The sequence below is a fragment of the Streptomyces sp. WELS2 genome, assembly GCF_013870595.1.
Classification (GTDB): Bacteria; Actinomycetota; Actinomycetes; order Streptomycetales; family Streptomycetaceae; genus Streptomyces.
The window spans coordinates 1-22,791 of sequence record NZ_JACBWZ010000003.1 but is presented as its reverse complement, the minus strand read 5'-3'; the positions used below and the strand labels follow the sequence as shown (position 1 = coordinate 22,791).

18 protein-coding genes and 1 pseudogene are annotated in these 22,791 nt (G+C 70.1%); 13 read left to right on the top strand and 6 right to left on the bottom strand.

The features are described 5' to 3' along the window. Positions 1 to 12: 12 nt before the first annotated feature. Positions 13 to 1,323, top strand: coding sequence for an aminotransferase class I/II-fold pyridoxal phosphate-dependent enzyme (locus H5J33_RS00515; RefSeq protein WP_181792719.1), 1,311 nt, complete (start codon positions 13 to 15; stop codon positions 1,321 to 1,323). A gap of 443 nt (positions 1,324 to 1,766) precedes the next feature. Here the strand turns inward: H5J33_RS00515 and H5J33_RS00510 are convergent, their stop codons facing one another. The 5 genes from H5J33_RS00510 to H5J33_RS38215 form a co-directional block, all read right to left on the bottom strand. After that, positions 1,767 to 2,042, bottom strand: coding sequence for a hypothetical protein (locus tag H5J33_RS00510; RefSeq protein WP_181792718.1), 276 nt, complete (start codon positions 2,040 to 2,042; stop codon positions 1,767 to 1,769). Between the two features lie 50 nt (positions 2,043 to 2,092). After that, entirely contained in the window at positions 2,093 to 3,766 is a 1,674-nt protein-coding gene (gene ilvB, locus H5J33_RS00505) for a biosynthetic-type acetolactate synthase large subunit (protein WP_399552734.1), read from the bottom strand. Between the two features lie 199 nt (positions 3,767 to 3,965). Continuing rightward, positions 3,966 to 4,373, bottom strand: a complete 408-nt coding sequence (locus H5J33_RS00500; protein ID WP_181792716.1) for a hypothetical protein — start codon at positions 4,371 to 4,373, stop codon at positions 3,966 to 3,968. A gap of 436 nt (positions 4,374 to 4,809) precedes the next feature. Then, positions 4,810 to 5,625: an alpha/beta fold hydrolase gene (locus H5J33_RS00495; RefSeq protein WP_181792715.1), complete on the bottom strand. Its 816-nt coding sequence runs from the start codon at positions 5,623 to 5,625 to the stop codon at positions 4,810 to 4,812. A 162-nt stretch (positions 5,626 to 5,787) separates the two neighbouring features. Further along, positions 5,788 to 7,272, bottom strand: a complete 1,485-nt coding sequence (locus H5J33_RS38215) for a GMC family oxidoreductase (RefSeq protein WP_181792714.1) — start codon at positions 7,270 to 7,272, stop codon at positions 5,788 to 5,790. 293 nt (positions 7,273 to 7,565) lie between these two features. Between H5J33_RS38215 and H5J33_RS00485 the strand changes: the two genes are divergently transcribed. The 9 genes from H5J33_RS00485 to H5J33_RS00445 all read left to right on the top strand — a co-directional run bounded on the left by H5J33_RS00485 (position 7,566) and on the right by H5J33_RS00445 (position 19,268). After that, on the top strand, positions 7,566 to 8,675 hold the full coding sequence (locus H5J33_RS00485) for an NAD(P)-dependent alcohol dehydrogenase (protein ID WP_181792713.1): 1,110 nt from the start codon (positions 7,566 to 7,568) through the stop codon (positions 8,673 to 8,675). Further along, positions 8,672 to 9,676 carry an ACP S-malonyltransferase gene (locus H5J33_RS00480; protein ID WP_181792712.1) on the top strand — a complete coding sequence of 335 codons (1,005 nt, stop codon included), beginning with the start codon at positions 8,672 to 8,674 and terminating at the stop codon, positions 9,674 to 9,676. The genes H5J33_RS00485 and H5J33_RS00480 overlap by 4 nt, the downstream gene beginning before the upstream one ends. Then, positions 9,652 to 9,903 carry an acyl carrier protein gene (locus tag H5J33_RS00475; protein WP_181792711.1) on the top strand — a complete coding sequence of 84 codons (252 nt, stop codon included), beginning with the start codon at positions 9,652 to 9,654 and terminating at the stop codon, positions 9,901 to 9,903. The genes H5J33_RS00480 and H5J33_RS00475 overlap by 25 nt, the downstream gene beginning before the upstream one ends. Beyond that, positions 9,900 to 12,254, top strand: a complete 2,355-nt coding sequence (locus H5J33_RS00470) for a beta-ketoacyl synthase N-terminal-like domain-containing protein (protein ID WP_181792710.1) — start codon at positions 9,900 to 9,902, stop codon at positions 12,252 to 12,254. Before H5J33_RS00475 ends, H5J33_RS00470 begins: the two co-directional genes overlap by 4 nt. Before the next feature lie 2 nt (positions 12,255 to 12,256). Then, positions 12,257 to 14,662, top strand: a complete 2,406-nt coding sequence (locus H5J33_RS00465) for an SDR family oxidoreductase (protein ID WP_181792709.1) — start codon at positions 12,257 to 12,259, stop codon at positions 14,660 to 14,662. Positions 14,663 to 14,728: 66 nt separating this feature from the next. Beyond that, positions 14,729 to 15,250 (top strand): hypothetical protein, encoded by a 522-nt coding sequence (locus H5J33_RS00460; protein ID WP_181792708.1) that lies wholly within the window; start codon positions 14,729 to 14,731, stop codon positions 15,248 to 15,250. Positions 15,251 to 15,259: 9 nt separating this feature from the next. Further along, positions 15,260 to 16,675 (top strand): wax ester/triacylglycerol synthase domain-containing protein, encoded by a 1,416-nt coding sequence (locus H5J33_RS00455; protein WP_181792707.1) that lies wholly within the window; start codon positions 15,260 to 15,262, stop codon positions 16,673 to 16,675. Further along, positions 16,672 to 18,198, top strand: a complete 1,527-nt coding sequence (locus H5J33_RS00450) for an AarF/ABC1/UbiB kinase family protein (protein WP_181792706.1) — start codon at positions 16,672 to 16,674, stop codon at positions 18,196 to 18,198. Before H5J33_RS00455 ends, H5J33_RS00450 begins: the two co-directional genes overlap by 4 nt. A 740-nt stretch (positions 18,199 to 18,938) precedes the next feature. Further along, on the top strand, positions 18,939 to 19,268 hold the full coding sequence (locus tag H5J33_RS00445; RefSeq protein ID WP_181792705.1) for a hypothetical protein: 330 nt from the start codon (positions 18,939 to 18,941) through the stop codon (positions 19,266 to 19,268). 54 nt (positions 19,269 to 19,322) lie between these two features. Here the strand turns inward: H5J33_RS00445 and H5J33_RS00440 are convergent, their stop codons facing one another. Continuing rightward, positions 19,323 to 19,844 (bottom strand): SIS domain-containing protein, encoded by a 522-nt coding sequence (locus H5J33_RS00440; protein ID WP_309485283.1) that lies wholly within the window; start codon positions 19,842 to 19,844, stop codon positions 19,323 to 19,325. An 89-nt stretch (positions 19,845 to 19,933) separates the two neighbouring features. On the opposite strand from H5J33_RS00440, the gene H5J33_RS00435 reads away from it, so the two are divergent. The 3 genes and pseudogenes from H5J33_RS00435 to H5J33_RS00425 form a co-directional block, all read left to right on the top strand. Beyond that, positions 19,934 to 21,868, top strand: a complete 1,935-nt coding sequence (locus H5J33_RS00435) for a hypothetical protein (RefSeq protein WP_181792704.1) — start codon at positions 19,934 to 19,936, stop codon at positions 21,866 to 21,868. Between the two features lie 187 nt (positions 21,869 to 22,055). Further along, complete coding sequence (locus tag H5J33_RS00430) at positions 22,056 to 22,256, top strand: hypothetical protein (protein WP_181792703.1); 201 nt, start codon at positions 22,056 to 22,058, stop codon at positions 22,254 to 22,256. A 31-nt stretch (positions 22,257 to 22,287) separates the two neighbouring features. Continuing rightward, positions 22,288 to 22,495, top strand: a pseudogene (locus H5J33_RS00425) (hypothetical protein); the annotation flags it as partial. Between the last annotated feature and the right edge of the window lie 296 nt (positions 22,496 to 22,791).

Genomic DNA, 22,791 nt, shown 5'->3' with positions numbered 1-22,791 from the left:
TCCCATATCGGCATGTCGCGCAAGTTGTCGGGTGTCTCCTACAGTCTGCGTGGTCCGCTCGCGGCACAGGCCGAACGCATGCGAGCCGCCGGGGAGGACGTACTCACGCTGAGCCTCGGAGACCCCGCCGCGCACGGTCTGCCACCGGCTCGTGAGGTAGTGCGGGCGGTGCGCGACCGTCTCGACGACTCCTGCGGATACAGCGGAGCCGCCGGGCTCCCAGATGCCCGTGACGCGGTGGCCCGGCACTACCGCGGCAAGGGACTCGACACCGTACGGCCGTGCGACGTCTACCTCGGCAACGGAGTTTCGGAACTCGCGCCCCTGTCCCTGCACGCGCTCCTGGACCCCCATGACCAGGTTCTCATCCCGGCACCGGACTATCCCATGTGGACCGCCTCCGTGGTCGTGGCGGGCGGCCGGCCGGTGCACTACCCGTGCGACGAAGCCTCCGGCTGGTACCCGGACCCGCAGGACGTCGCCCGCCGGGTGACCGACCGGACACGGGCCATCGTGGTGATCAACCCCAACAACCCCACCGGAGCCGTATGGCCACGCGAGGTCCTGGACGGCATCGCCGACGTCGCCCGCAAGCACGGCCTGGTACTCCTGGCCGACGAGATATACGCCGACTTCCTCTACGACGGCACCTGTCACACACCGCTCGCGACGTGCGCCCCGGACGTACCCTGCCTGACGTTCGGAGGGTTGTCCAAACGCAGCCGCATCCCCGGCTACCGCATGGGATGGCTGGCACTGACCGGTTGCCGCGGCCCCGCACGCGACTACGTCGCCGCGCTCGACACCCTCGCGTCGCTGCGGCTGTGCCCGAACGTTCCCGCGCAAGGCGCTGTGGCAGCCGCGCTGCGCATCGACGACACAACAGCGTTGACCGCCCCAGGAGGCGCGCTGTGCCTTCGGCGAGACCACCTGTGGCGCCTGCTCGGCGACATCCCAGGCGTACGGACCGTCAAACCCCGCGGCGCGTTCTACGTCTTCCCACGCATCACTCCCGGTCAGTACCGTCTGGGCGACGACGAGAGCCTGGCCTCCGACCTCCTGCGCGAGGAGGGGCTGTTCCTCGTCCCCGGATCCGGCCTCGGTCCGGTCCCGCCCGGCCACCTGCGCATGGTCACCCTGCCCCCACCCGACGTTCTCACCGAAGCGGTCACCAGGCTGGCCCGTTTTCTCGAGCGCCGCAGAACTCCCGGCCCCTCGACGACGAACCGTGGCAGGTCACCCAGGCCCCGCCGCCGTAACGGCGAGGAGCGTCAGCCTCCTGCCCGAGGAACTCGGGGCGGGGCTTTTCGATCTGGTACTTGACGTACCGTTCGACGGTGCGCCGGGAGATCCGCAGCGGTTGGGCGGGGGCGTTGGCAGAGGAAAGGCGCGTGACGGGCCGGACGTAGGTGTCGTCGAGAAACGCGATGGCCGGGGAGCCGACGCTGCTGCGGGACGACGGCCCCTCCTTGGCCCGCCGGCGCGTGCCGCCGGCGGCCGGGACATCCCAGGCCCGGTCGGCCATCAGACCCCGGAGCACGGCAGCGAACCAGGAAGGTTCCCGCCCGTCCCGCTTCACGGCCGTCGCCGGGTTTCGACGTGGGGCGCGGGCCTCGCCGCCGCTGTGTGCTGCTACGAACGACTCGTCCGCCTCACCACGGAGGACACGGTCCAATACTCCGGCAGCGGATCGTGTCCTGGGCTGCGTTTCCGGTAGTGGCAGCGGCGGGCGACGGCCTGGCGGCGTCTTCTCCAGGCTGACCACTTCAGTGCGCGGGTGACGGGGTCGCGGTCGGCTCGTGGGTAGGGCAGGAGAGCGTCCAGGAGCCGCCGTTCTCCAACCCGCTCTTGATGGCGTTCAGCTGGTCACCGACGACGCTCAGCCGCCTTTGCAGGTGGTCGAGGCGTGCTGCGACCGCCAGTGTCGCGAAAGCCTGCGCCAGTTCGGCCGCGCCGGGCTGCCCCCGACCCGCCGTCCCGGCCCGGGCCAGCGCCAGACGCTCGAACTGCGCAGCACGTCCGGCCGATGCGTTCACACCCATCCATGAACCCTTCCGCAGCCAAGGCAACCGTCGGGCCGGAGGGCCCGGTCTCAGTCGATGCCGTCGAAGTCGGGAAGAAGATCCGGCACCGGTACGTGCGGTGGGACCAGAGGGTACGACCTAGCCGATTTGGACACGAGGAACTCGACAACCACCGGGCGGTCGCGTACCGCCGAGGCCTCCGTCACTACCTGGTCCACCTGACCCGGGTGTGCACACGTGAACGCGGCACAGCCGTAGGCCCGCGCCAGCGCACTGATGTCCGGGCTCTCGGTCGCCTTGTGGGCGGAGAGGTCCGTCTCCTCGTTGTCGTGGGGGTACCACAGGTCCTGCCACTGGCGCACCATGCCCAGCATGGCGTTGTTGATGACCGCAACCTTGATGGGAAGCCGGGCCTGGACGCAGGTGGCCAGCTCCTGGCACATCATCTGGAAGCTGCCGTCCCCGTCGATGGCCCATACCTCCGCGTCGGGGTGAGCGGCCTGCACGCCCATCGCGGCGGGGACGGCGTACCCCATGGTGCCCGCGCCGCACGTGGTGATGAAGGTGCGCGGGCGTTCGTACCGGATGTGCTTGGCCGCCCACACCTGGTGCTGTCCGACGCCCGCCGTGTACAGGGTGTTCGGGCCGGCGGTGAGGGATCCGAGGCGTTCCACGGCGTACCGGGGGTCGAGGGCCCCGTCGACTTCCTCGCCATGACCCGGTTCATGGCGGTTGCGCCAGCCGTCCAGGGTGTGCCACCAGGACGAGAGGTCCGGGTGACGGTGCCGGCCGCTTTCGAGGGCTTCACGGACCCGGTTCCTCATCATGGCAAGGACCGGACGGCAGTGCGCGTTGATCCCGATGTCGGCGCGCCCCGTACGGGAGATCTCTCCGTCGTCGATGTCGATGTGGACGATCCGGGCGTCGGGAGCGAAGGCGTCCGGCTTCCCGGTCACCCTGCTGTCGAATCGGGCTCCGACGGCGAGGATCAGGTCCGCCTTCTGCATGGCGGCGGTGGCCGCGATCGTTCCGTACATCCCGGGCATGCCGAAAGCGAGGCGATGGCCGTCCGGGAACGCCCCGCGCGCCATGAGGGTGGTGACGACCGGCACGCCGATCTCCTCCGCCAGCTCCCGCAAGGGACCGGCGGCCTCACCCCGTACGACCCCACCACCCGCGTACAGAACCGGTCGGCGAGCAGCCAGCAGCGCTGCCACGGCCTGCTCGATCCGGGCGGGGTCGGGCGTCGGCGGGTCGGCTGCCTCCCGTCCGCCGCCGGGCAGCGGGGTTCTTCCGTTGAAAGCGTCCATGGTGACGGAGACCAGCACCGACCCGGGGCGCCCGCTCATCGCCCTGCGGGCGGCCTCGGTGACGGCCGGGAAGACGTCCGCCGCTCGGGTCACTTCCACGGAGTACTTGGTGACCGACGAGACGACGGAGCAGATGTCCGCCTCCTGGAAGGCTCCGGTGCCCAGTTGATCGCTCTCCACCTGTCCCGTGAGCGCCAGGACGGGCACGGAATCCCTCTGCGCGTCCATCAACGCGGTGACGAGGTTGGTCGCGCCCGGCCCCGAAGTGGACAGACACACTCCGAGGCGGCCGGTGGCCTGCGCGTAGCCCGAGGCCGCGTGTCCCGCGCCCTGCTCGTGCCTGGTCAGAATATGGCGCACCTCCGGGAAATCCCCCAACGTGTGGTAGAGCGGGATTATGGCCCTGCCGGGTATGCCGAACAGCACCCGCACATCCGCGCTCCTCAGGGCGTGCAAAGCGGCGGCAGCACCTGTCACGTGGCGCCCTGAATCAGTGGCCATGCTTCTGCCTTTCCAGTGACGGATGTCGTTGTCCCTTGAGAAGGGGCACGAGCTGGATGGCCTTCGGCAGAATGGGCGAACGAAGCGGGGAGCTCCCCCGCGCCGAGGCGTGCACACTCGGCACGACGCGTCATTCGTGCAGGCTGTAGACGCTGTTGACCTGGCCGTCCGGGGTGATCTCACCCGTGGAGCTCATATTCCTGCCGTCCAGGTTCTTGAACACGCCGCCCGCGCTCCGCGCCCTCATGGAACCGCGCAGGTGGTAGCGGCCGTCGTCATCGCGCTTGCCCGACGAGGACCCGGTCAACGCGACCGTGTCGGAATTTCCCTCCGCCGTGGCGACGATCCGGCAGGTGGTCATCACGGTACCGTCCTGGAGGCGCCGCATCAGGTGGTTGGCGACGATTTGCACGGCATGGCCGTCGATGTTCCCGGTTCCCGACGCCAGGACCTCGAGTTCTACGAGGTTTCCTTCCACGGAGATTATTCGAGTCGCGTCAATGGTTTCAGATAATTCGCAGATCACCTTGTTGGACATTTGATCGCGTCCCTCTTGGCTGGGAATGTAAGAGGGACAGTAGGCTCGTGGACAGGGCGCGACAAGGCGCAACCCAGCCAACCGCATCCCGCCGGAGGATCTCGGGCTTTTCGGCGGGCGTAATCACAGAACTCGGGCCCTGGCAGGGTGCGTTGTGGCATGAACGGCATCAGGGAGGCTCGCGTCCAGGCAGCGGAAGCGGGCGGTCGACGCCGGCGCGAAGACTCTCCGCGACTGCCGACAACACCACGACGGACCTCGCCCATCGTACGGCGACGCACTCAGCTCGAGGACATGGGCCTCCATCCTCCTTGCTGCGGCACCTTCGAAAGAACGCAGGACCTGCCGGCCTACCCTCGCACCAAATCCATCACCTGTGCCGCCCGCACTCGCCGCCCGGCCGCCATCGGCCGCGTCATCAACCTGCCCGAACAGCTCACCCAGCGTGCAGGAACGGGATGACGGCGTCGAGTACTCCCCCCGGTGCTTCCACCGGCAGCAGGTGGCCGGAGTGCGGGATCAGCACCAGGCGGGCGTCCGGCAGCCGCTGGACCGCTCGCAGTGCCTGCCGGTACGGCAGCACTCGGTCCTGTACCCCCCACAGCACGAGCGTGGGCATGGTCAGATTCCGCAGGTGGTCCAGGAGCAGGCGGCGCTGGCCGAAGGGGCCGGTGATGGAGCGCTGGGCGCGCAGGGCCGTGGCGAGGGCTTCGGGCGAGGAGGCGGCCCTGACCTGGGAGTGCCACCATGTCGGCGGCAAGCGCCCCGGGCGAGCGGCGCCGATCAGGGACAGCCAGGTGACGAGGAGTTCCGGGCCGAGGGGAATACCGGGAACGAGCAGCGAGAGTTCTCCGAGCGGGCTCGCCGCTCGGAGAACCAGCCCGGGATGCATGGCACGGCCCATGCCGGTGGAGCCGATCAGGACCAGGCGGGAAACGTGTGCCGGGCGGCGCAGAGCCATGTGGACCGCCACGGCACCGCCGAGCGAGTGGCCGACAAGAGCCGTCCCGCTGACACCGATCGTTCTGAGGAACCGCCACAGAAAGGCGGCCTGGGCGGCGGGAGTCGAGGCTGCGATGGGGTCACTGTTGCCATTGCCGGGCAGGTCGACGGCCAAGGCACGGTAACGGTGGGCGAGTCCGGCCATCACGTCGCACCAGTTCTCCGCGACGCCTCCTTCGCCGTGCAGGAGGAGGACGGGACGGCCGTGTCCGGCCTGGAGGAAACGGATACGTACGCCATGGACAGTCACTCGGTGTGCGCGGGCCTCCGGGCTGGCCGTGCCGTACTCCACTGGTGGTCTCCTCGGTCTCCGCTGGATGCCGAATGGCCGGTGGCGCGGAGACGGTGCTCTTGGCCGGTCTCCGCTTCCTCGGTCCGGTACCGGAGGGCTCCGGTTGGGCCGTGACGCCGCTCAGCGCATGGTTCTCGCGATGTGTTCCGCCGTCATGATCACCGTCAGATCGGTGGGCGCCGAGGGGGCGTCGGGGAAGATGGATGCGTCGATGACGCGCAGGCCGTCGACGCCGTGGACGCGGCCGACGGCGTCCACGACCGCACGAGGATCGCCTGCGGGCCCCATCGGAGCGCTGGAGCTGGGGTGGTGAAACGTGCCCACCGACATCTTGAGAAGGCGGTGCAGGCGAGCGGGGGGCATCGCGCCGGGGTCGGGGAAGAGACGGCAGGCGATCATCCTGGCGAGCGGATGGGTGCGCGTCAGGCGGTGCGCCAACGCCATGGCTTGAGCCAGGCGGTCCCGGTCCCGTTCATCGTTCAGCCACCTCGGGTGGATACGCGGGGCCGCGCGTGGATCGCGTGAGGAGAGAGTGATGGTGCCGTGGGAACGGGGACGGGTCACCCCCGCGATCAGGGTGAAAGCGGGCACCGGTACGGGCATGACCGGTTGCATGATGCCAACGTGGAGATCGAGTTCTCCGGGTGGGGCCGATGCGCTCGCGGTCCAGACGGCCGCGGCCGCGACCGAGCGCGGTCGATCGGCCCGCCATGGCCAGGCGAGACACGCCAGTTGCAGGAGGGGGTGGTCACGGTAGGCGGTGCCGACGGGCAGTTCTTGGACCATGGGGATACCCAGCTGCCGCAGGTGCCGCTGCGGGCCGATGCCGGAGCGCAGGAGCAGAGCGGCGCTGCCGTACGTGCCGGCGCTGAGGATGACGTCCGGGGCGTGCAGTGTGTCGCCACCGGCCAGCACGACGCCCGTCACCCGGTGACCGCGCACGAGGACGCGATCGACGAGCGTGTCGCTCTCGATGCGCAGGTGCGGGCGCGCTCGCACGGAAGCGCTCAGATACGCCATGGCCGTGTTGACGCGCGTGCCGTGCACGGCGTTGACGGGGTAGGGGGCGGAACCGTGGGGTGCGGTGCCGTTGAAGTCCGTCGGTTGGTAGCCGAGTCGGCGGCTGGCGGACAAGAAGCCCCTTTGCAGGGTACTGAGTTCGTTTCGGCGTAACTGGTGCACGGGCACGGGGCCGTTGCGGCCTCTGTGTGTCATGCACGGGGCATCGGCTCGCTCCAGGCGTGTGTAGTCGGGCAGCACGTCCGACCAGGACCATCCGGGGATTCCCCTGCGCGTCCAGCGGGCGAAGTCCGCGGGCAGGGCGCGCATGGCCACGGTGCCGTTCATCGCGGAGGAACCGCCGATCATCCTGCCTCGGGGCAGGGGGGTACGACTGGGGCGCGCGCTGTAACCCCAGTCGAACCCGGTGGCCCGGCCGATGAAGGCACTGGATGCCACGGAAAGAGGGAAGGAGTCGGGTGGGAAGACCGGGCCGGCTTCGAGCAGAACGACGCGGCGCCGTCCGTCCTCACTCAGGCGCGCCGCGAGAACGGCCCCGGCGGTTCCACCGCCGACAATCACAATGTCACACGAATTGCGGCTCACTCATTCTCCTGCGGAGGGGAGTCATCACGCCGCAGACAATCGGCGTGTGGGAGATGGCTGCGGCACGCAGAGCGTGCGCCGGTGGAGCGCAGTCCCTTGAATGATGGCGACGCGCGCCTACAAGAGGGAAGGTGGTCAACTGGATTCTGTGACAGGCCTCTTGACATGTCAATGACTTCGTTATCACTGTAGAAACGTATCCGCCTGACGCCCGGATCTCAGCGGTGCGGGTCACGCTCCGGCGCGGCACGCCCTCTTTTCGCTCCATTACTCCCCCGTGCGAGGTGAGTTACATGCTGATCCGAGCGGCGGTAACCGATGCACCGAATAATATGTTTATCATTCGGGAAGTCACTCTCGATCCTCCAGGACCGGGCGAGGTGCTGGTGCGCATGACCGGGACAGGGGTGTGTCATAGCGATCTGATCGTCCGGGACGCCTGGTATCCGGTTCCCTTTCCCGTGGTTCTCGGCCATGAGGGCGCCGGTGTGGTGGAGGCCGTCGGGAACGAGGTGGGCGAGGTTTCCCCGGGTGACCACGTCGTTCTCAGCTTCGCCTCGTGCGGGTCCTGCACTCGTTGCCGCACGGGGGCACCCGCCTACTGCGCGGAGTTCCTGGCTCGCAACTTCGCCTGCGGCCGGCCTGACGGATCGACATCGCTGAGGCGGGGCGCGAGCCGGGTGAACGGCTTCTTCTTCGGACAATCGTCGTTCGCCACCCATGTGCTCGCTCCGCGGCGGAGCGTCGTGAGGATCCCCGCCGACCTGCCGCTGCCACTGATGGGACCCTTGGGATGCGGCGTCCAGACAGGGGCGTGCGCGGTCCTCAAGGCGCTGCGCTGTGAGGCGGGAAGCCGGATCGCCGTGTTCGGGGCGGGATCGGTTGGGTGCAGTGCGGTGATGGCGGCCGTCGTCGCCGGGTGCTCGACGATCGCGGTGGTCGGCCGGAACAAGAACCGTTTGCGGCTTGCCGAGGAATTGGGCGCGACACACGTGATCAACGCCGCCAGCGTGAGCGCGGCGGAATCATTGAGAGCGATTTCCAATGGCACCGGATTCGATTACACCATCGAGGCGACGGGCAACCCCGGCCTGCTGCGGGCGGCCGTCGACGTTCTCCACACGCGCGGCACGTGCGGTGTCATCGGTGCCGCACGTCCCGGATCCGAAGTTGCCCTGGAAATGTCCGGATTGATGTTCGGGCGGAGAGTGCGGGGAATCGTGGAAGGTGACGCGGTCCCCCAGGTCGACATCCCGTTACTGGCCGCTCTCCATCAGAAGGGTCTTCTTCCCTTCGACCGCCTGATCACCACGTACCCGTTCGAAGCGATCAACGAGGCAGCGCGAGATGTGGCCATAGGCAAATGCGTCAAGCCGGTTCTTCTTTTCGGGGAAGGAAAATGAGGACCGCCTTGATTTTTCCTGGCTTCGGCGCGTTCTACCCGGCCGCTTTCTCCGGGTGCGCCGAGGCGGAAACGGAAGCCGAACCGGTCATCACCGAGGTCGACGAGGTCACGGCGAGGTACGGCCTGCCGTCCGTCCGCGAAGCCCTCCTGGGCGCCCCTGATGCTGAAGCGGGCGCCGGTGTGTGGGACTGCCGTGACACCCGGGCCCTGGAGATCTTCGCCGGCCAGGTCGTCTGTCACCGGATCCTGCGTCGCCTGTTGGGCGTCCGGGAGCAGGTCGTCTGCGGGCACAGCCTCGGCGAGTACGCGGCGCTGGTCGCGGCGGAAGGACTGACGGTGCGGGCCGCGGCGCAGTTGCTGTGCGAACGGATCACAGCGGTCCGCTCGCACACCGTGCCGGCCGGGCGGATGCTGGCCGTGCCACTGAGCCGTGAGCGGGCGCGTCGGCTGGCCGCTCAAGAGACGGACGTCGTCATCGCCGCCGTCAACGCACCGGAGCAGGTGGTGCTGTCGGGACCCGCCGAACGTATCGACCGCGTCCGGGAGGCGGCACTGGCCGCCGGTGTGCGTGCGGTGCGTCTACGCACCGATCCCTGCCCGCACCACCATCCGCTGCTCACCCCGGTCTTCCGGCACTGTGCGGCGGCCTCCCGCCCGGTGCCGAGGCAGCGGCCGAGCCGCCCGGTCTACGGCCCGGTGCTGGGCCGCGCCTACCTGCCCTGCGACGATCTGGCCGAGACGCTGGCGTTGCAGATGGTGCTGCCGGTCGACTTCGCCCGGGCGGTGCGGGACCTGTACGACGACGGCATCCGGCTCTTCATCGAGTGCGGACTGAAACACACTCTGTCGGACCTGGTCGAAGCCGGCGTACCGGACGCACGAACCCTCGCCCCCTTCCGGACCAGGCTCAACCGCGAGCGCCTGTGTGACGCGAGTACGGAGATCCGGGCCGGCACAACCACTGGAGGACCGGCATGCCCCTTGACCGCGACGAACTGATCAGCGAGTTGAAGACGATGTACGCGCAGGTACTGGAGTACCCGCCGGAGGTGGTCACCGACGACATCGACCTGGAGGCTGAGCTGGGCGTGGACTCGCTCCAGCACCAACTCGTGCTGGCGCAGGCGTCGGAACGCTGGCAGCTGTCCCTGCCGCCGGAGGCGGATGCGCCCTCGCCTCTGACCCCCGCGTCGGTCGCCGACTACCTTCTTCGCTCGTCATCATGAGGGCGTCACTGCCCTCCCGGCCGCTGGTGGCCGTCGTGGGAGCCGGACTGGCGGTACCGGGGGCCGCGAGTCCGGAGGAGCTGTGGAGACTGGTCCAGCGAGGCCGGCCCGTTTTCCGTGAACCGTGCACCCGGTTCGCTCCGGAGGACTTCTGGGCGCAGGACCCCGCGGCCGAGGACCGCACTTACGGCCGTGTCTTCGGAGAGTTGACGGCTTTCACCCCGCATCCCCGGCTGGAGGCGTCGTGGACCGCTCCCGGCCAAGGCGACCTGCAAGCCGCCTGGCTGCGGCACAGCCTCCTCCAGGCGCTGGACGCGACGCGTGTCCCTCACGGCAGCCGGCTCGCCCTCTTCCTGGCAGCGACCACCGAAGCCAGCCACGAATGGGACGCCGCACTCGCCACCGATCTGACGACCGCCGGAATCGCCCGCGACCTGGCGGGCGACCAGGATGCGACCCGTGCCCGCCTGCGGGCGCGGCTGGCAGCGGCCGACCCCAGCGCGGCACACTCCCACCACCACTACCAACCGCACACGCTGGCCCGCCGCGCGATGCGGGGCATCGTCCCGGACGGTACCCCGGTGATCGTCGTCGACAACATCTGTCCCGCGGGCCTGTACGCCATCGATCTGGGGGTCCGGCACCTGCTGGCCGGGGAGACCGATGTCGCGGTCTGCGGCGGGACCAGTTCCCACGGACCGCTGCGGCAGATCTACTTCGCCAAGATGGGCGCACTGTCACCGAGCGGACGGGTCCGGGCGTTCGACGCGCACGCCGACGGCACCGCCTTCTCCGACGGCGCCGCGGTGGTGGTCCTCAAGCTGCTGGACAGCGCCCGGCACGACGGTGACGAGATCCACGGCGTGCTGGTCGGCTTCGGCGGCGCGTCCGACGGCAGTGGCAAGGCCATCTTCGCTCCCCGGTCCGAAGGCCAGATCACCGCGATGCGACGAGCCCTGGCCGTCAACGGCCTGGACCCACAACAGGTCGGGTGGGTGGTGGCACACGGCACCGCCACCGTGACCGGAGACGCCACCGAGACGCGCTCCCTGGCCGCCGTTCACCCCCAAGGCGTGGACGTCACCTCCGACAAACCCGTCGTCGGACATACCGGGATGGCCTGTGGGGTGGTCTCGGTGATCCAGATCCTCAACGGGCTGCGTCGTGCCGCCGTGCCCGCCCAACCGTGTTTCACCACGCCACAGCACACCGCGCCGGCCGCTGTCCGGGTCCGTTCCGCCGCGCATCCGCTGCGGCCTGCCCGTTCCCCTTCCCGGAAAGGGCGGCCCGGTCCCGTCCGCCGCATCGCCGGCGCCTTCGCCTGCGGCCTGGGCGGCATCAACGGACACCTGCTGGTCCAGCATCCCGACAGTCCCGTGGACGGACTGGTCTCGGGCGCGCTCCGGACGGATGACGAGGTGGCGTTGGTCGGCTGGGACGCCTTCCTACCCGGCGCACCCACCCGGCAGGAGGTGCACGACAACCTGATCGCCGGACGCGCGCCGTCCGCACAACGGTGCTTCCCCGAACCCCATTCCCCGCCGTCGTTCCTGGAGACCCGGGTCGCCCCGCGTGTCGCCGCCCAGGTCGACCGACTGCAGATGATGGCCCTGGCGCTGGTCCGCTCGTCACTGCACGGCCCCGGTTTCGACGGGCCCGTACTACGCGCTCGTACCGGCGTGTTCGGCGCCCACTACGGGCCCACCCGGCTGGCCGCCGACTCCACGGTACGGTGCTTCCGCACCCGGCTGGCACGGCATGTTGGCGACGGTGACGACGGCGAGGCTGCAGCGCGGTTCTTCACCGAACACGCCGAACGCTCAGCTCCGGTCGGCCCCTACACCCTGGCTGGTCGCATGCCCAGTGTCGCCCTCGGCTGGATCGCCAACCGGTACGACCTGTACGGCCCCACCATGATGCTGGACAGCGGTCCGGACTCCGGGCTCGCCGCCATTCATGTGGCCGCCGACCACCTGCGCACCGCGGACCTGGACCTCGCCCTGGTACTCGGCTGCAACACCGCCCCACCGGAACTGGCTCCGCGTGAACTCGGTATCGGCCCCGCCGATGTCGCGCAGGGACTGTTCCTGCTGATGCTCGCACGGCACAGCATCGCCGCGAGCCTGGGCTGGCCGCGGATCGCGACGCTGCGCACCAGCCTGCTGCCGCCGGCGCCGGCCACCGACGCCCCGCCTTCGCGCCCCACCTACCTGGCGGCCGACGGGACCATCGCCGTGCTGAGGGCCGCCCTCGCCGCGGGACCCGGCCCACACCTGGTGGCATCGGGCCGGCACGCCCCTGCGGTCACCGTGGAGCGGTGGACGGCCGCGCCGACTGCAAGGAGCAGGTGACCATGGAACGACACCTCACCGTGATCGCACCAGCGCCCGCAGGCCGTACACGTCCCGCGATCCCGCCCCTCGCACCCGACACAATGGTCCTCACCGACGATCCACGCCTCGCGGCCCGCATGGCCGCCCTGCCTCGGCCGTCCGCACCACTCGTCGTGTGCACCGCTCCCGCCGGACCGGGGGTCACCTATCTGGCCCGCGCGGAGGAAGGGGCCATCGAGGCGCTGTGGGGGCGGCAGTCCGGCGGCTCGGGGCGCCGTCCGCTGCGGCACGTCCGCGCGGTCACCGATCTGCGTGGCACCGCCTGGCCGCAGCTCCCCGGCCAGCCCCTGCTGACTCTGCAAGAGCTGCTGTTCCTGGCCGCCAAGCACCTTTCCTCCGACCGCCCGGACGGCTCCTCGCTGGCCGTCGTGGTCCTCGACCCGCTGCGGGGCGGAGTGCCGCACCCGCACGCGGCCCTGCTCACCGGCTTCGTGAAGTGCGCGTCCTGGGAGCTGCCCGGCACGCGCACCTACGCCGTCGTGACCGACAGCCCGCACTTCGACACGGCGTTGGACGAGCTCGCCCATGAGTCCGGTGTGACCGGTGGACTGCCGGTGGGGTACTACCGCGGCGGAGCACGCGGTGCCGAACGCCTGGTCCCGGCACCGCTCACCGTGCCGTCACGGCACGACCCCGTGACGGACGGCACCGTGATCGTCGCCGTGGGAGGAGCCCGCGGTATCACCGCCACCGCGCTGTGCGGCCTGCCGGCCCGGACGCGTCCTGTGGTGTGGCTGCTGGGCAGCACACCGCTGGCCGCGCTCGCCGACCGGGCACGTGAACTCGGCGGCACCGGCCGCGTGGAGTACCTGCGCCGACGGCTCACGGCCTCGCCCGGGTTGCCGGTCGCCGAGGCCGGCGCGGAGTGGGACCGGTTGCAGCACGCCCGGCAGGCCCTGCACACCCTGGCCACGCTGCGCCGACGCTGCGGCAGTACCCGGGTGCACTACCTGACATGCGACGTGACCGACCCGGCCGCGGTGCGGGAGGCAGCGGGGCGGATCCACCGCGTCAGCGGCCGCGTGGATCTGCTGCTCCACGCCGCCGGCATCGGCAGGGCACGGGCCCTGCGGAACAAGTCGCTCGCCGCGTTCAGGGAGGTGCGCAGCGTCAAGGTCGACGGCTACCACAACCTCAAAGCCGCCTTCGCAAGCCCCCGTCCGGCGACGTGGTGCACCTTCAGCTCAATCGCCGGTGTGCTCGGCCTGCCCGGCGAATGCGATTACGGGCCGGCGAACGACACCCTCAACGCGGCGGCCCGCTACGAAGTGTTGCGGGGACACGACGAACGGGCGATCGCCTGGACGATGTGGAGCGACTCCGGGCTCGGGCCGCGCTCCGGTTTCACCGACCTGACCCGTCGCACCGGTCTGCTGAGCCTGCTCGGCGACGCCGAGGGGCAGCGGCTGTTCACGGCGGAGCTCACCGCGCCACCCGGTCTCGGGAACGCCGTACCGGTCTTTCTCGGGCGGCCGGAGCGGCGCACCATCGACGGACACTGCCCAGGCCTGGTCTCGCGGCAGCCCGCGTTCGCCTTCTTCCACACGCCGGTCCCGCTCCTCCCCGACGAACCCGCCACCTGCGCGGTGTGGCCGGTGGACCTCCGTCCGTACCCCTACCTGCTGGGCCACCAGCGCAACGCCACCGCGCTGCTGCCCGGGGCACTCGCCGTCGAACTCGCCGTCGCGTCCGCCGGGCACCTCGTCCCCGGCGGAACGGCGCGCGAAGTCACCCGCATCCGCTTCCACGCACCCATCGCCGTCTCCCCGCGGCACACCCGCTACGAGCTGTACGCCGCCTACACACCTTGCCCGGGCGGCCCGGGCCTGGTGCGCGTCGAGATCCGCAGCATCGCCCTGCCAGCGGCTCCGCCACGGCCCCGGCCGGGCCTGCATTTCTCCGCCGATGTCATCATCGGTGTGCCTCCCGTGCCGGCGTCGCCGCCTCCGCCCCGTGCCGCTCCACCCCGCGGCCGGCCGTTGCCCCGTGGCGCCGCCGTCCGGCTGTCGCGGCCTTTCGACACCGTCCGCCTGCTCCGCGTCGACGAGCAGGGAGTACGCGCCCGGTGCCGCCTGGATCTCACCGGCCAGGACACCCAGCACTTCGCGCGGATGGCGACCTGCTGGCTCGTCATGGACGCGGTACTGCAAACGGCGGGCTACCTCGCACCCGGACGCCTGGCCACGCCTCGTGCCGTCCACCGCATCCACCTTCCCGCCGGCCTTTCCAACGACCACGCCCTCGCCACCAGCGGCGCGGACATCATCCTCATCGCCTCACCCGAACGCCACCATGCCCACGCCACCGCGACCACCGCGCACGGAACCACCGTGCTCGTCCGCATGGAGGGCTTGGAGCTGGCGTGAAGGCGGCGAGCAACCATCGCCCTCTGTCACAACAAGCGAGCCACAACGGCAAGAAGGAGGAACCCGGTGTACAGGACCGCAGGACTCGGCCGCGCCATGGCCGACATGCTGGACGGCGTCCAGGAGATCGTCGGCGAGGTGCTCGGCGGCTACGAGCCACGCCATGGAACCACCTGCCGGGAGTGGCCCGGTGAACGGTACTGCCGCCACGACGACGCACGGTGGGAGAACGACGAGTTCGGCTGGGACGATTCCCGGTGGGACCACCGCGACGACTGCCGGTGCGGGCGATGGCAGTGCCGGTGCTGCGAGCGGCGGGAACACCGTCCGCACCGCGGATGCCGATGCGACCAGCACGGCAACCCGTGCCACGACGAGCACAACACACCGTGCCGGCACTCGGACTGGTGGCGGGAGACCACCGACGGCTGCTGCGGCGACGAGTGTTGCCGCGACGGATGCGGCGAGCGGTACCGCCACGCCGACTGCCCGTGCGGAAACGACCACGACGGCCACGGACACCACCGCCCCGGCAAGAAACACCACCGGCGCCCCAAGCCCCGCAAGGAATCCGAACGGAACCGTTGAGGAGACGCCGTGACCGCGGACACCACCCGACCCCCTGCGAGCGCGACCGAAACGGACGAGATGAGCGCCAAGGACCACATGGTCTGGCGTCTGGAGTCCGGACGGCGTGCCCGGCCCATCATCGTCGTCGTCATGTTCTTCGAGGACGAAGTGTCCTGGGAGGAGTTCACCCTGTGGCATGAAGGGCTCAGCGCCGCGATGCCTCGCCTTCGCAGTCGGGTGGTTCCCGGCCGCGGCCCCGGGAGACGACCGCGCTGGGTCCCGGACGAGGAATTCTCCCTCCTGAACCACCTCCAGCGTGTCGAGGTGGGAGGCGAGGGGACCCGCCGGGACACCTTCGACACGGCCGAGGTCCTGGCCGAAGTCCCCTTCCCCCAGGGCCGGTCCCCATGGAACGGCTATCTCCTCACCGGCTTGGAGGACGGCGGAACCGCCTATGTCCTGAAGATCTCCCACAGTATCGCCGACGGCATCCGGCTGCGCGAGATCTTCCTGCGCCAGGCCACCGCGGAGACCGGCACCCGGTCCCGTGGAGCACCGGCAGCCGGCGCACCGTGGCAGGTGGTCAGCCCCATGCCCGCGGGAGCAGCCTCCACACCCCGGGGGGAACGGCCCGTACCGTCGTCCCCCCGCGGCCGCCGCCTCCTCAAAGCCGCGCGCTTCCTGGGCCGGGCCACCCTCGACATGCTCGACCTCCCGCACCCCGCACCGGCGGCAGGCGGCCAGTTCCGCCGGCACTTCTTCACCACCACAGTGCCCCTGTCAGCCGTCAAGAAGCTCGCCACCGCGTCAGGGGGTACCGTCCACGACGCACTCGTCGCCGCCGTCACGGAGGGCTGCCGCCGCTACAACACGCACCACGGCGTACGCCGCCGTCGCATGCGTGTCTTCTCGCCCTACGGCCGCCCGCCCCAGGCGACGGCACACGACTCCCGCAGCCAAGGAAACCACTGGTTCATCGTCCGCTTCGCGGTCCAAGCCGAACTCCTTGACGTGCATACCCGCATCCGCGCCGTGCGGCGGGCCGTCCGGGACAGCTACCACCACGACTCCGCCGACTGGATGGGCGCCATCGCCAGGCTGTGCCCTTTGGTGCCACGCCCCCTCTTCGAAGCGGTGTTCCTGCGACTGTGCGCCACCCACGAGTTCGTGGTCAGCAACATGCCGGGACCGACGTCCGCGGCGTCGATCAACGGCCACCGCATCGGCGAAATCTACGCCATCGCTCCCACCCTGGGCTCGGCCGTCACCGTCACTCTCATGTCCTACCAGGACACCTGCCACATCGCCGTCAACGTCGACCCCACCGTGATCCCCGACTCGCACCTCGTCGCCGACCATATCTGTCGGGCCGTCAGGGAACTGGCCGACCCGGCCGGCCCCCGCCCGGCCGACGGCGGGAAGACCGGGCGACCCGGCTGGTGAACCCCGCACGCACCCGCCTGCTCGCCCGGATCGCCTACCACATCGTTCACGCGTCGGTCCGCAAGGGCCTTTCGGACATGCCGGGTGACAGGGCCAGCGGCACCTCCGGGGAAGTGACCGACGCGGTAGCCGTACGGCAGGCGTTCGAGGCGCTCGGACCGCTCTACATGAAGGTGGGCCAGATCCTGTCGACCCGCCCCGACATCGTGGCCGCGCCCGTAGCCAAGGAACTGGAACACCTCCACGACCGTGCCGCCGTGCTGCCCTTTCACCTGCTGGAGCCAGTACTCGAAGAAAGCCTCGGCCGCAACTGGCACCGGCGTTTCCACCGCTTCGACACCGCACACCCCATCGGCACCGCCTCCCTGGCCCAGGTCTACGCCGCGACGCTGACCGACGGCCGCCCGGTGGCGGTCAAAGTCCAGCGGCCCGGAATCCGCTTCTTGGTGGAGCAGGATATGAAGACCCTGCGCCGCCTGGCACGTTTCTTCGCCAAACGGGCACCGGCGTTCAACGCCACCATCGATGTCGATGCCATGCTCGGTGTCGTATTCGACGCCATGCGCCCGGAACTCGACTTCACCCTGGAGGCCCGCAACATGGAACGGGCCCGCCTCGCCGCCCGCCACTTCAGCCTTGTCACCGTTCCCCGGCCGCTCGACGCCACCCCCAAGGTGCTCATCCAGAGCCTCGCCGCCGGCACCAGCATCCGCGACGCGAATCCGGAGTCCTTTTCCCAGGTCGAACGCAAAGAAATCGGGCGGCAGTTGCTCGCCTTTATGTTCCACGGCTACTTCATCGATATGACCTTCCACGCAGATCCCCACCCGGGCAACATCTTCGTCGCCGCCGGCCGCCCAGCCACCGTCATCGACTGGGGCATGATCGGTCACATCGACCGCCGGCAGAGCATGTCCTTGATGCTCGGCCTGCTCAGCCTCTCCCAGAACGACGGCCACGCACTCGCCAAGGCATGGGTGGAGATGGGCAAGGTCACCCCCTGGGCCGACGTCTCGTCCTTCACCCAGGACATGGCCGCACTCGTCCCCAGGATCACCTCGGCCTCTTTGGAAGAGCTCAACTTCGGTGCGACCCTCACCTCCGTCCTCACCAGCTCCACCCGCAGAGGCATCCAGACCAGCTCCATGATCTCCATCCTGGGCAAGTCCTTCGCCAACGCCGAAGGCTCCGTGCGCTACCTGGCACCGGAGCTGTCCGTGACCGACGTCTTCCGTGAGGAGATACGCGCGATCGTCACCGCATACCTGCGTGAAGCCTCGTCGGAACAACAGGTGGCCCGCACCTTGATGGAAGGGCTCATCAGCAGTCTGTCCACGCCCGGCGAGATCCGTGGCATCATCCGCGACATCTCCAACCAGGATCTGACCATCCAGGTGGCCCAGGCCGCCAAACAACGCCTCTCCCCGCGAGACGACCGGGCCGACGCACGTCTGCGGCGTGTCCTCCAGGCAGTCGGCCTCGCGGCGCTGGTCTGGCGCGCGTCACAACACCGACGGCGATGAGGCGCACCCGGCCGTTCGCAGCAGCACGCACGCCGAGCGCCTGGCCGCCGCAGCCGGGCTCGCGCTCGCCGCCTGGCGCCGACGAGAGGCGGGCCATCGGGGCGCTGACCCCGGACCATGTGCCCGTCCGGGACTACCGCGCGCCGCAGCAGCCGTACGACATCAAGGACGCCTCCGCAGCCGTCGGCTCTTCGGAGCGTTTGAGGTGAGCGCACTGGCCAGCGACCGGGAGCCGACGGGCTCGGCATGCGCGATGCTGTGGGAACCGACGAGGCGACCGCAGCTGAGTTTGTCGGGAAGGAAGGCGGACGCGCGCGGTTTTGCCGCCGCGTTGGTGATTACGTCGCTGGGCCAGGGGTGTCCACGACCACCTCAGCCGTCCGCTTCCAGACATTGCCAGCGGGCCGGGCGCGCGCTACGTTCCCGGCAGTCCTGCGAGGCCTTCTCGTGCGCTTGTGGTCGTCGGTTCCGTAGCAGGGCCATGAGCCGACCGATGACTTCCGGCCGCCGTGACCGAAGGGTGTTCTCCCATGCGACTCGCGTTAGCTCTGACGACCGGGCTGTTCGCCGTAGGTGTGTCTCTTGCCCCATCTGCGTCCGCGGTCCCGGCCACCGCCGCCGCGGATGGGCTGGTCTCGTGCCCCTTGGGCGTACAGAACACGTCGTACACTCCCGGGCTCACCTTCACCGCCCCACCCCCGCATGTCGACGTCGATTCCACCGGAACTCTGGGCCCGTGCGTGTCTCTCGACCTCCGGCACACCGCAGGCACCTACCATTTCGCGGGCAGCGGCAACCTCAACTGCCTGGGGGGCAGCAGCGCGGGCAGCGGGCAGATCGCGTGGAGCGATCCGGGAACGAGGCCATCGCGCTTCACCTTCACCAGCACCTTGGCCGTCCGGCCCGATGGAACGACCGTGCTGGTCTCCACCGGTCCCGTCACCGCAGGGGACTACGCGGGACACACGATCACCAACACGGTGGTGATCACCAGCACGGACCTGCTGGCCTGCACCACACCGAGCGGACTCACCTCCACCGCCGGCCCGTTCCTGATCAACATCGTGTGAAAGCCGCCCGGTGCTGATCTCCGACTGGTGTCGTCGTCATGCGTCAGTCCGCGTCTATTCCAGGTTGGTGTGCTGGGCGAGCATGTCCCGTGGCTCGGCGCCGTACAACTGCTCGTAGGCGAGGATCAGGGAGTCGAAGAGCAACAGGGCGCCTTGTTCGAAGAGGGTCCCGACGAACTGGGCGGACCGGCCGGGTTCGTGGTCCTGGCTGTATTCGGCGAGGTGGACCAGCAGGTCCGCCCGCCGTGCCAGGCTCGAGCCGGCATTCGCCGTCACCACAGCGATCCGGGCGCCCGCGCGCGCGGCGTTCTCCGCCATCGCCAGCGTGGTGGGGGTCTCGCCCGACCCCCTGCACACCAGCAGCAGGTCCCCATGGCCTGCGGCGGGAGTCGTGGAGTCACCCGCGACGTGCACCGTCAGTCCCAGGTGCATCAGGCGCATCGCGAAACCCTCGGCGGAGAGTTTGGAGCGGCCGGCGCCGACGTGGGAAAGGACGAGTCCACACCGGGACTCCGCCAGGGAGTCTCCGACGCCCTTCAGCCAGGGCCTCCCCCAGCCCTCTGTCGAGCACCACACGTCCGGAAGGTGATCAGATGAGATCGTTCCTGCTACCCAGGCCGGGGCGGGCCGTTCGCCGCCGTCGCTGGCCGGTGCTATCGGCGGCGGTGTCCCTCCTGGTAGCCGCCACGTGCGCGGTGTCGTCGGCACCCGGAGCGTCGGCCGCGGTCAGCTGGACGGACGGCGCCGCGGTGCCGCCGTTCTACGCGGTGAAGCGTGAGGCGCTGCCTGTGCCGCAGGGGGTGATGCCCTGGGGGCCCACCTGGTTCCCCGACGGGCGACACATCCTTTTCCAGGACTACAACGGTGGCCGCGAGTGGGTCGCGGACACTGACGGGCGGCACGTGCGGTGCCTGACGTGTTCCATGGCCGACCACCCGGCGATCACAGGCGGGTTCGCCTACGCGTTCCCTGACGGGAGGCGGATGTTCCTGGCCAACGAGCTCGGCGACGCAGTCGATGTCCTGGAGTGCGCCCCCAGTCTGCTGGACTGCGGAAGCCACCAGTGGCTGCCGGTCGACCTGTCCGCCGACACCACGGTCGGTGAGCCAGACCTGGGCCGGCGAACCTACCACCTCGCCCCGGACGGGACACACCTCGGGTACTCGATCACCCGCCCGGACGGACTGGTGATGATCGTTGCCGCGCTCGTGCGCGGCGAGTCCGGCTACAGCCTCGACGACCTGCATGTGATCAACCCGCCCGGCCCGTCGGGCCCGGCGGACACCGATCCCGACCACTGGGCGAACGGGGGCTCGCTCCAGGAGTTCAAGTCCTTCGCCGACGGCGGCCGTTCCGCCGTCGTACTGGCCGCGCAGCCCAGCGGCGTCCCGCAGCAGCAGAAGATCGACCTGGCCACCGGCCGCGTCACCCGGCTGACCGGATACCCGGACTGGAGTGAGGACGGTGCCTTCTCGCCGGACGGCGGTTCGCTGCTGACGGCCTCGTGGCGCACCCAGCACCGGCTGACGCCTCTGGGACTCATGCCGCTGACCCGCCCGTTCATCGACCTCGCGCAGGCGGTCGTCGCCATCTACTACGTCTCCAGCCGCCCCGGCTTCGCGTGCGACCTGAGCCCGTGGCTGCTGCCCCCCTCGGGCGACGGGGACGGACAGCTCGTGGGCCAGCCGCTCAATCCGTACGGCGGCGGTACCACCTTGCCAGCCAACAACCTGTCCGGGCAGCAAGCGTGGAGCCCCGACTCCACCCGCGTCCTGCTGCAGGGGCGGTCCCTGGTCCCGCCGGCGGTCGGCGCCAACAGTTACCTGCAACAGAAGGGAACCGCCCCCAGCGCGCTGATCGTCGCGCGCATCGGCCGCCCGCCCACCACGCCCGTGCCCACCGTCACCACGCAGGTCGGTTCCTGGGCGCCCACTCCGCAGTCCTACCGCTCCAGCTTCGACCTGCCCGGCGTGCACGTCGTCCACGGGAACAGCTCGGGCACCGCCGTGATCACCATCGGCGGCGACATCCTCGGGGGCGCCTTCTCCGTGCAGTACCACGGCTACAGCGACGACGGCCGCTACATCCTGAACGGGACGCAGACCGTCACCGGGAGCGTGACCGCACTGGTCACGATCCAGGACGACCTGACCGCCACCGACGCCGCCGGCAACCAGGCCGGTTTCCTCAAGGCGTCGCTCCAGTACCGGCAGATCGCTCCCGCGCCGCAGAACGGCGAACCGGGCGTGCAGAAGACCGGCACCGTCTCCTCGTCGTGGCTCGGTGAGCACGCCGAGGGGCTGCCCGAGGTGGGGCCCTGCCCGGACACCATGCCCCGGCCCGCCCCCCTCGCGCTCAGCACCACAGCGCAGGCCGGTCCGGACGGGACCGTCGTCACGAGCCGTGTCACCGCCGACATCGGCGGTGACACCCGTCCCGTCCAGGGCGCCACAGTGCGGATCGGTCTGCTGCACGCCCGCACGGGCCCCGACGGCACCGCGGTCCTCACCCTGCCCGCCGGGCAGCAGTCCGGCGATGTCACGGCGAGTGCGGGAGACACCTTCCTCCCGGCCAGGGCACCCGTGCCGCCGGTTCCCTGACGGGCCTTCGGGGCTTCGGGGGCCGCACACCGGCCGCGGTTCCGCCGCACCGGGGTGCGGCGGTGCACCGCAGCGCTACCGCAGCCGGCGCACGACGCCGGTGTCCAGGCGTGCCACCGCCGCCGTCCGGGGGGCAGGGAACTGGCTCGACCGGCATGAGTCAGTCCTCCGGGTGTGCCTGGCGGCGGTGAGCGTCGAGAGCGCGGTCGCTCTTGAAGGGATGTCCACAGTCGGCGCAAGTGGGCCGGCGCTCGCCGGCAGTTCGGTCGCTCCGGTCGCTTTCGCCGGGGTCAGCGGCGGCGCCTTCGAGCGGGGCTATGCGCTCCCACAGGCCACCGGGTACGAGATCACCGTTCACGCCGGAAGCGTGGCGGAACAAAGCGGTTGAGGAGGCCGAATCGGCCCGGCACACTCACCCGATGAGTCACAGCACAACGCCGGGCAGCTGGGACGGACCCTGGTACCGCGTACACACAGAGCAGTTCGAGGCCGCGTTTCTGCCGAGTGCCGGCGAGGACTTGGAGTTCGTGGACAACGTCGATGTCTTCGTGGACCTCAACGACGGCTCCCGGTGGAGCGCGACCATCATCACCCTCGCCCAGGTCGAGATCCTCATGAAGCGATGGGTCACCCGGCCGCCAGGCGGCGGCCAACGCGGCGCCCGCGCCGACGGCGCCCAGCGGGTCCGGGCCGGGATCGGGGCGACGAGTGCGGTGGTGATGCGGTGCATGGTGTCTCCGGTGGTCGATTCGGTCCGTGGCATGTGGCTGGGCGGTCGGCGTCACGCGGGCCGCCTCAGGGTCCGCAGCGCCAACCTGCCGCACAGCGCGGCGAGCGGCAGCTCGGCGGCGAGCGCCATGACGACCGCGGTGACGAAGTCGCCGCCCGGGGCTGCGGTCGTGGTGTCGAACCAGGCGTCCACC

Excerpts from the sequence above, each read along its gene's own strand:
- H5J33_RS00480 (WP_181792712.1), top strand. The coding sequence starts at position 8,672 with ATGAGGACCGCCTTGATTTTTCCTGGCTTCGGCGCGTTCTACCCGGCC.
- H5J33_RS00485 (WP_181792713.1), top strand. The coding sequence starts at position 7,566 with ATGCTGATCCGAGCGGCGGTAACCGATGCACCGAATAATATGTTTATC.
- H5J33_RS00510 (WP_181792718.1), bottom strand. The coding sequence starts at position 2,042 with ATGGGTGTGAACGCATCGGCCGGACGTGCTGCGCAGTTCGAGCGTCTG.
- H5J33_RS00500 (WP_181792716.1), bottom strand. The coding sequence starts at position 4,373 with ATGTCCAACAAGGTGATCTGCGAATTATCTGAAACCATTGACGCGACT.
- H5J33_RS00470 (WP_181792710.1), top strand. The coding sequence starts at position 9,900 with ATGAGGGCGTCACTGCCCTCCCGGCCGCTGGTGGCCGTCGTGGGAGCC.
- H5J33_RS00465 (WP_181792709.1), top strand. The coding sequence starts at position 12,257 with ATGGAACGACACCTCACCGTGATCGCACCAGCGCCCGCAGGCCGTACA.
- H5J33_RS00475 (WP_181792711.1), top strand. The coding sequence starts at position 9,652 with ATGCCCCTTGACCGCGACGAACTGATCAGCGAGTTGAAGACGATGTAC.
- H5J33_RS00515 (WP_181792719.1), top strand. The coding sequence starts at position 13 with ATGTCGCGCAAGTTGTCGGGTGTCTCCTACAGTCTGCGTGGTCCGCTC.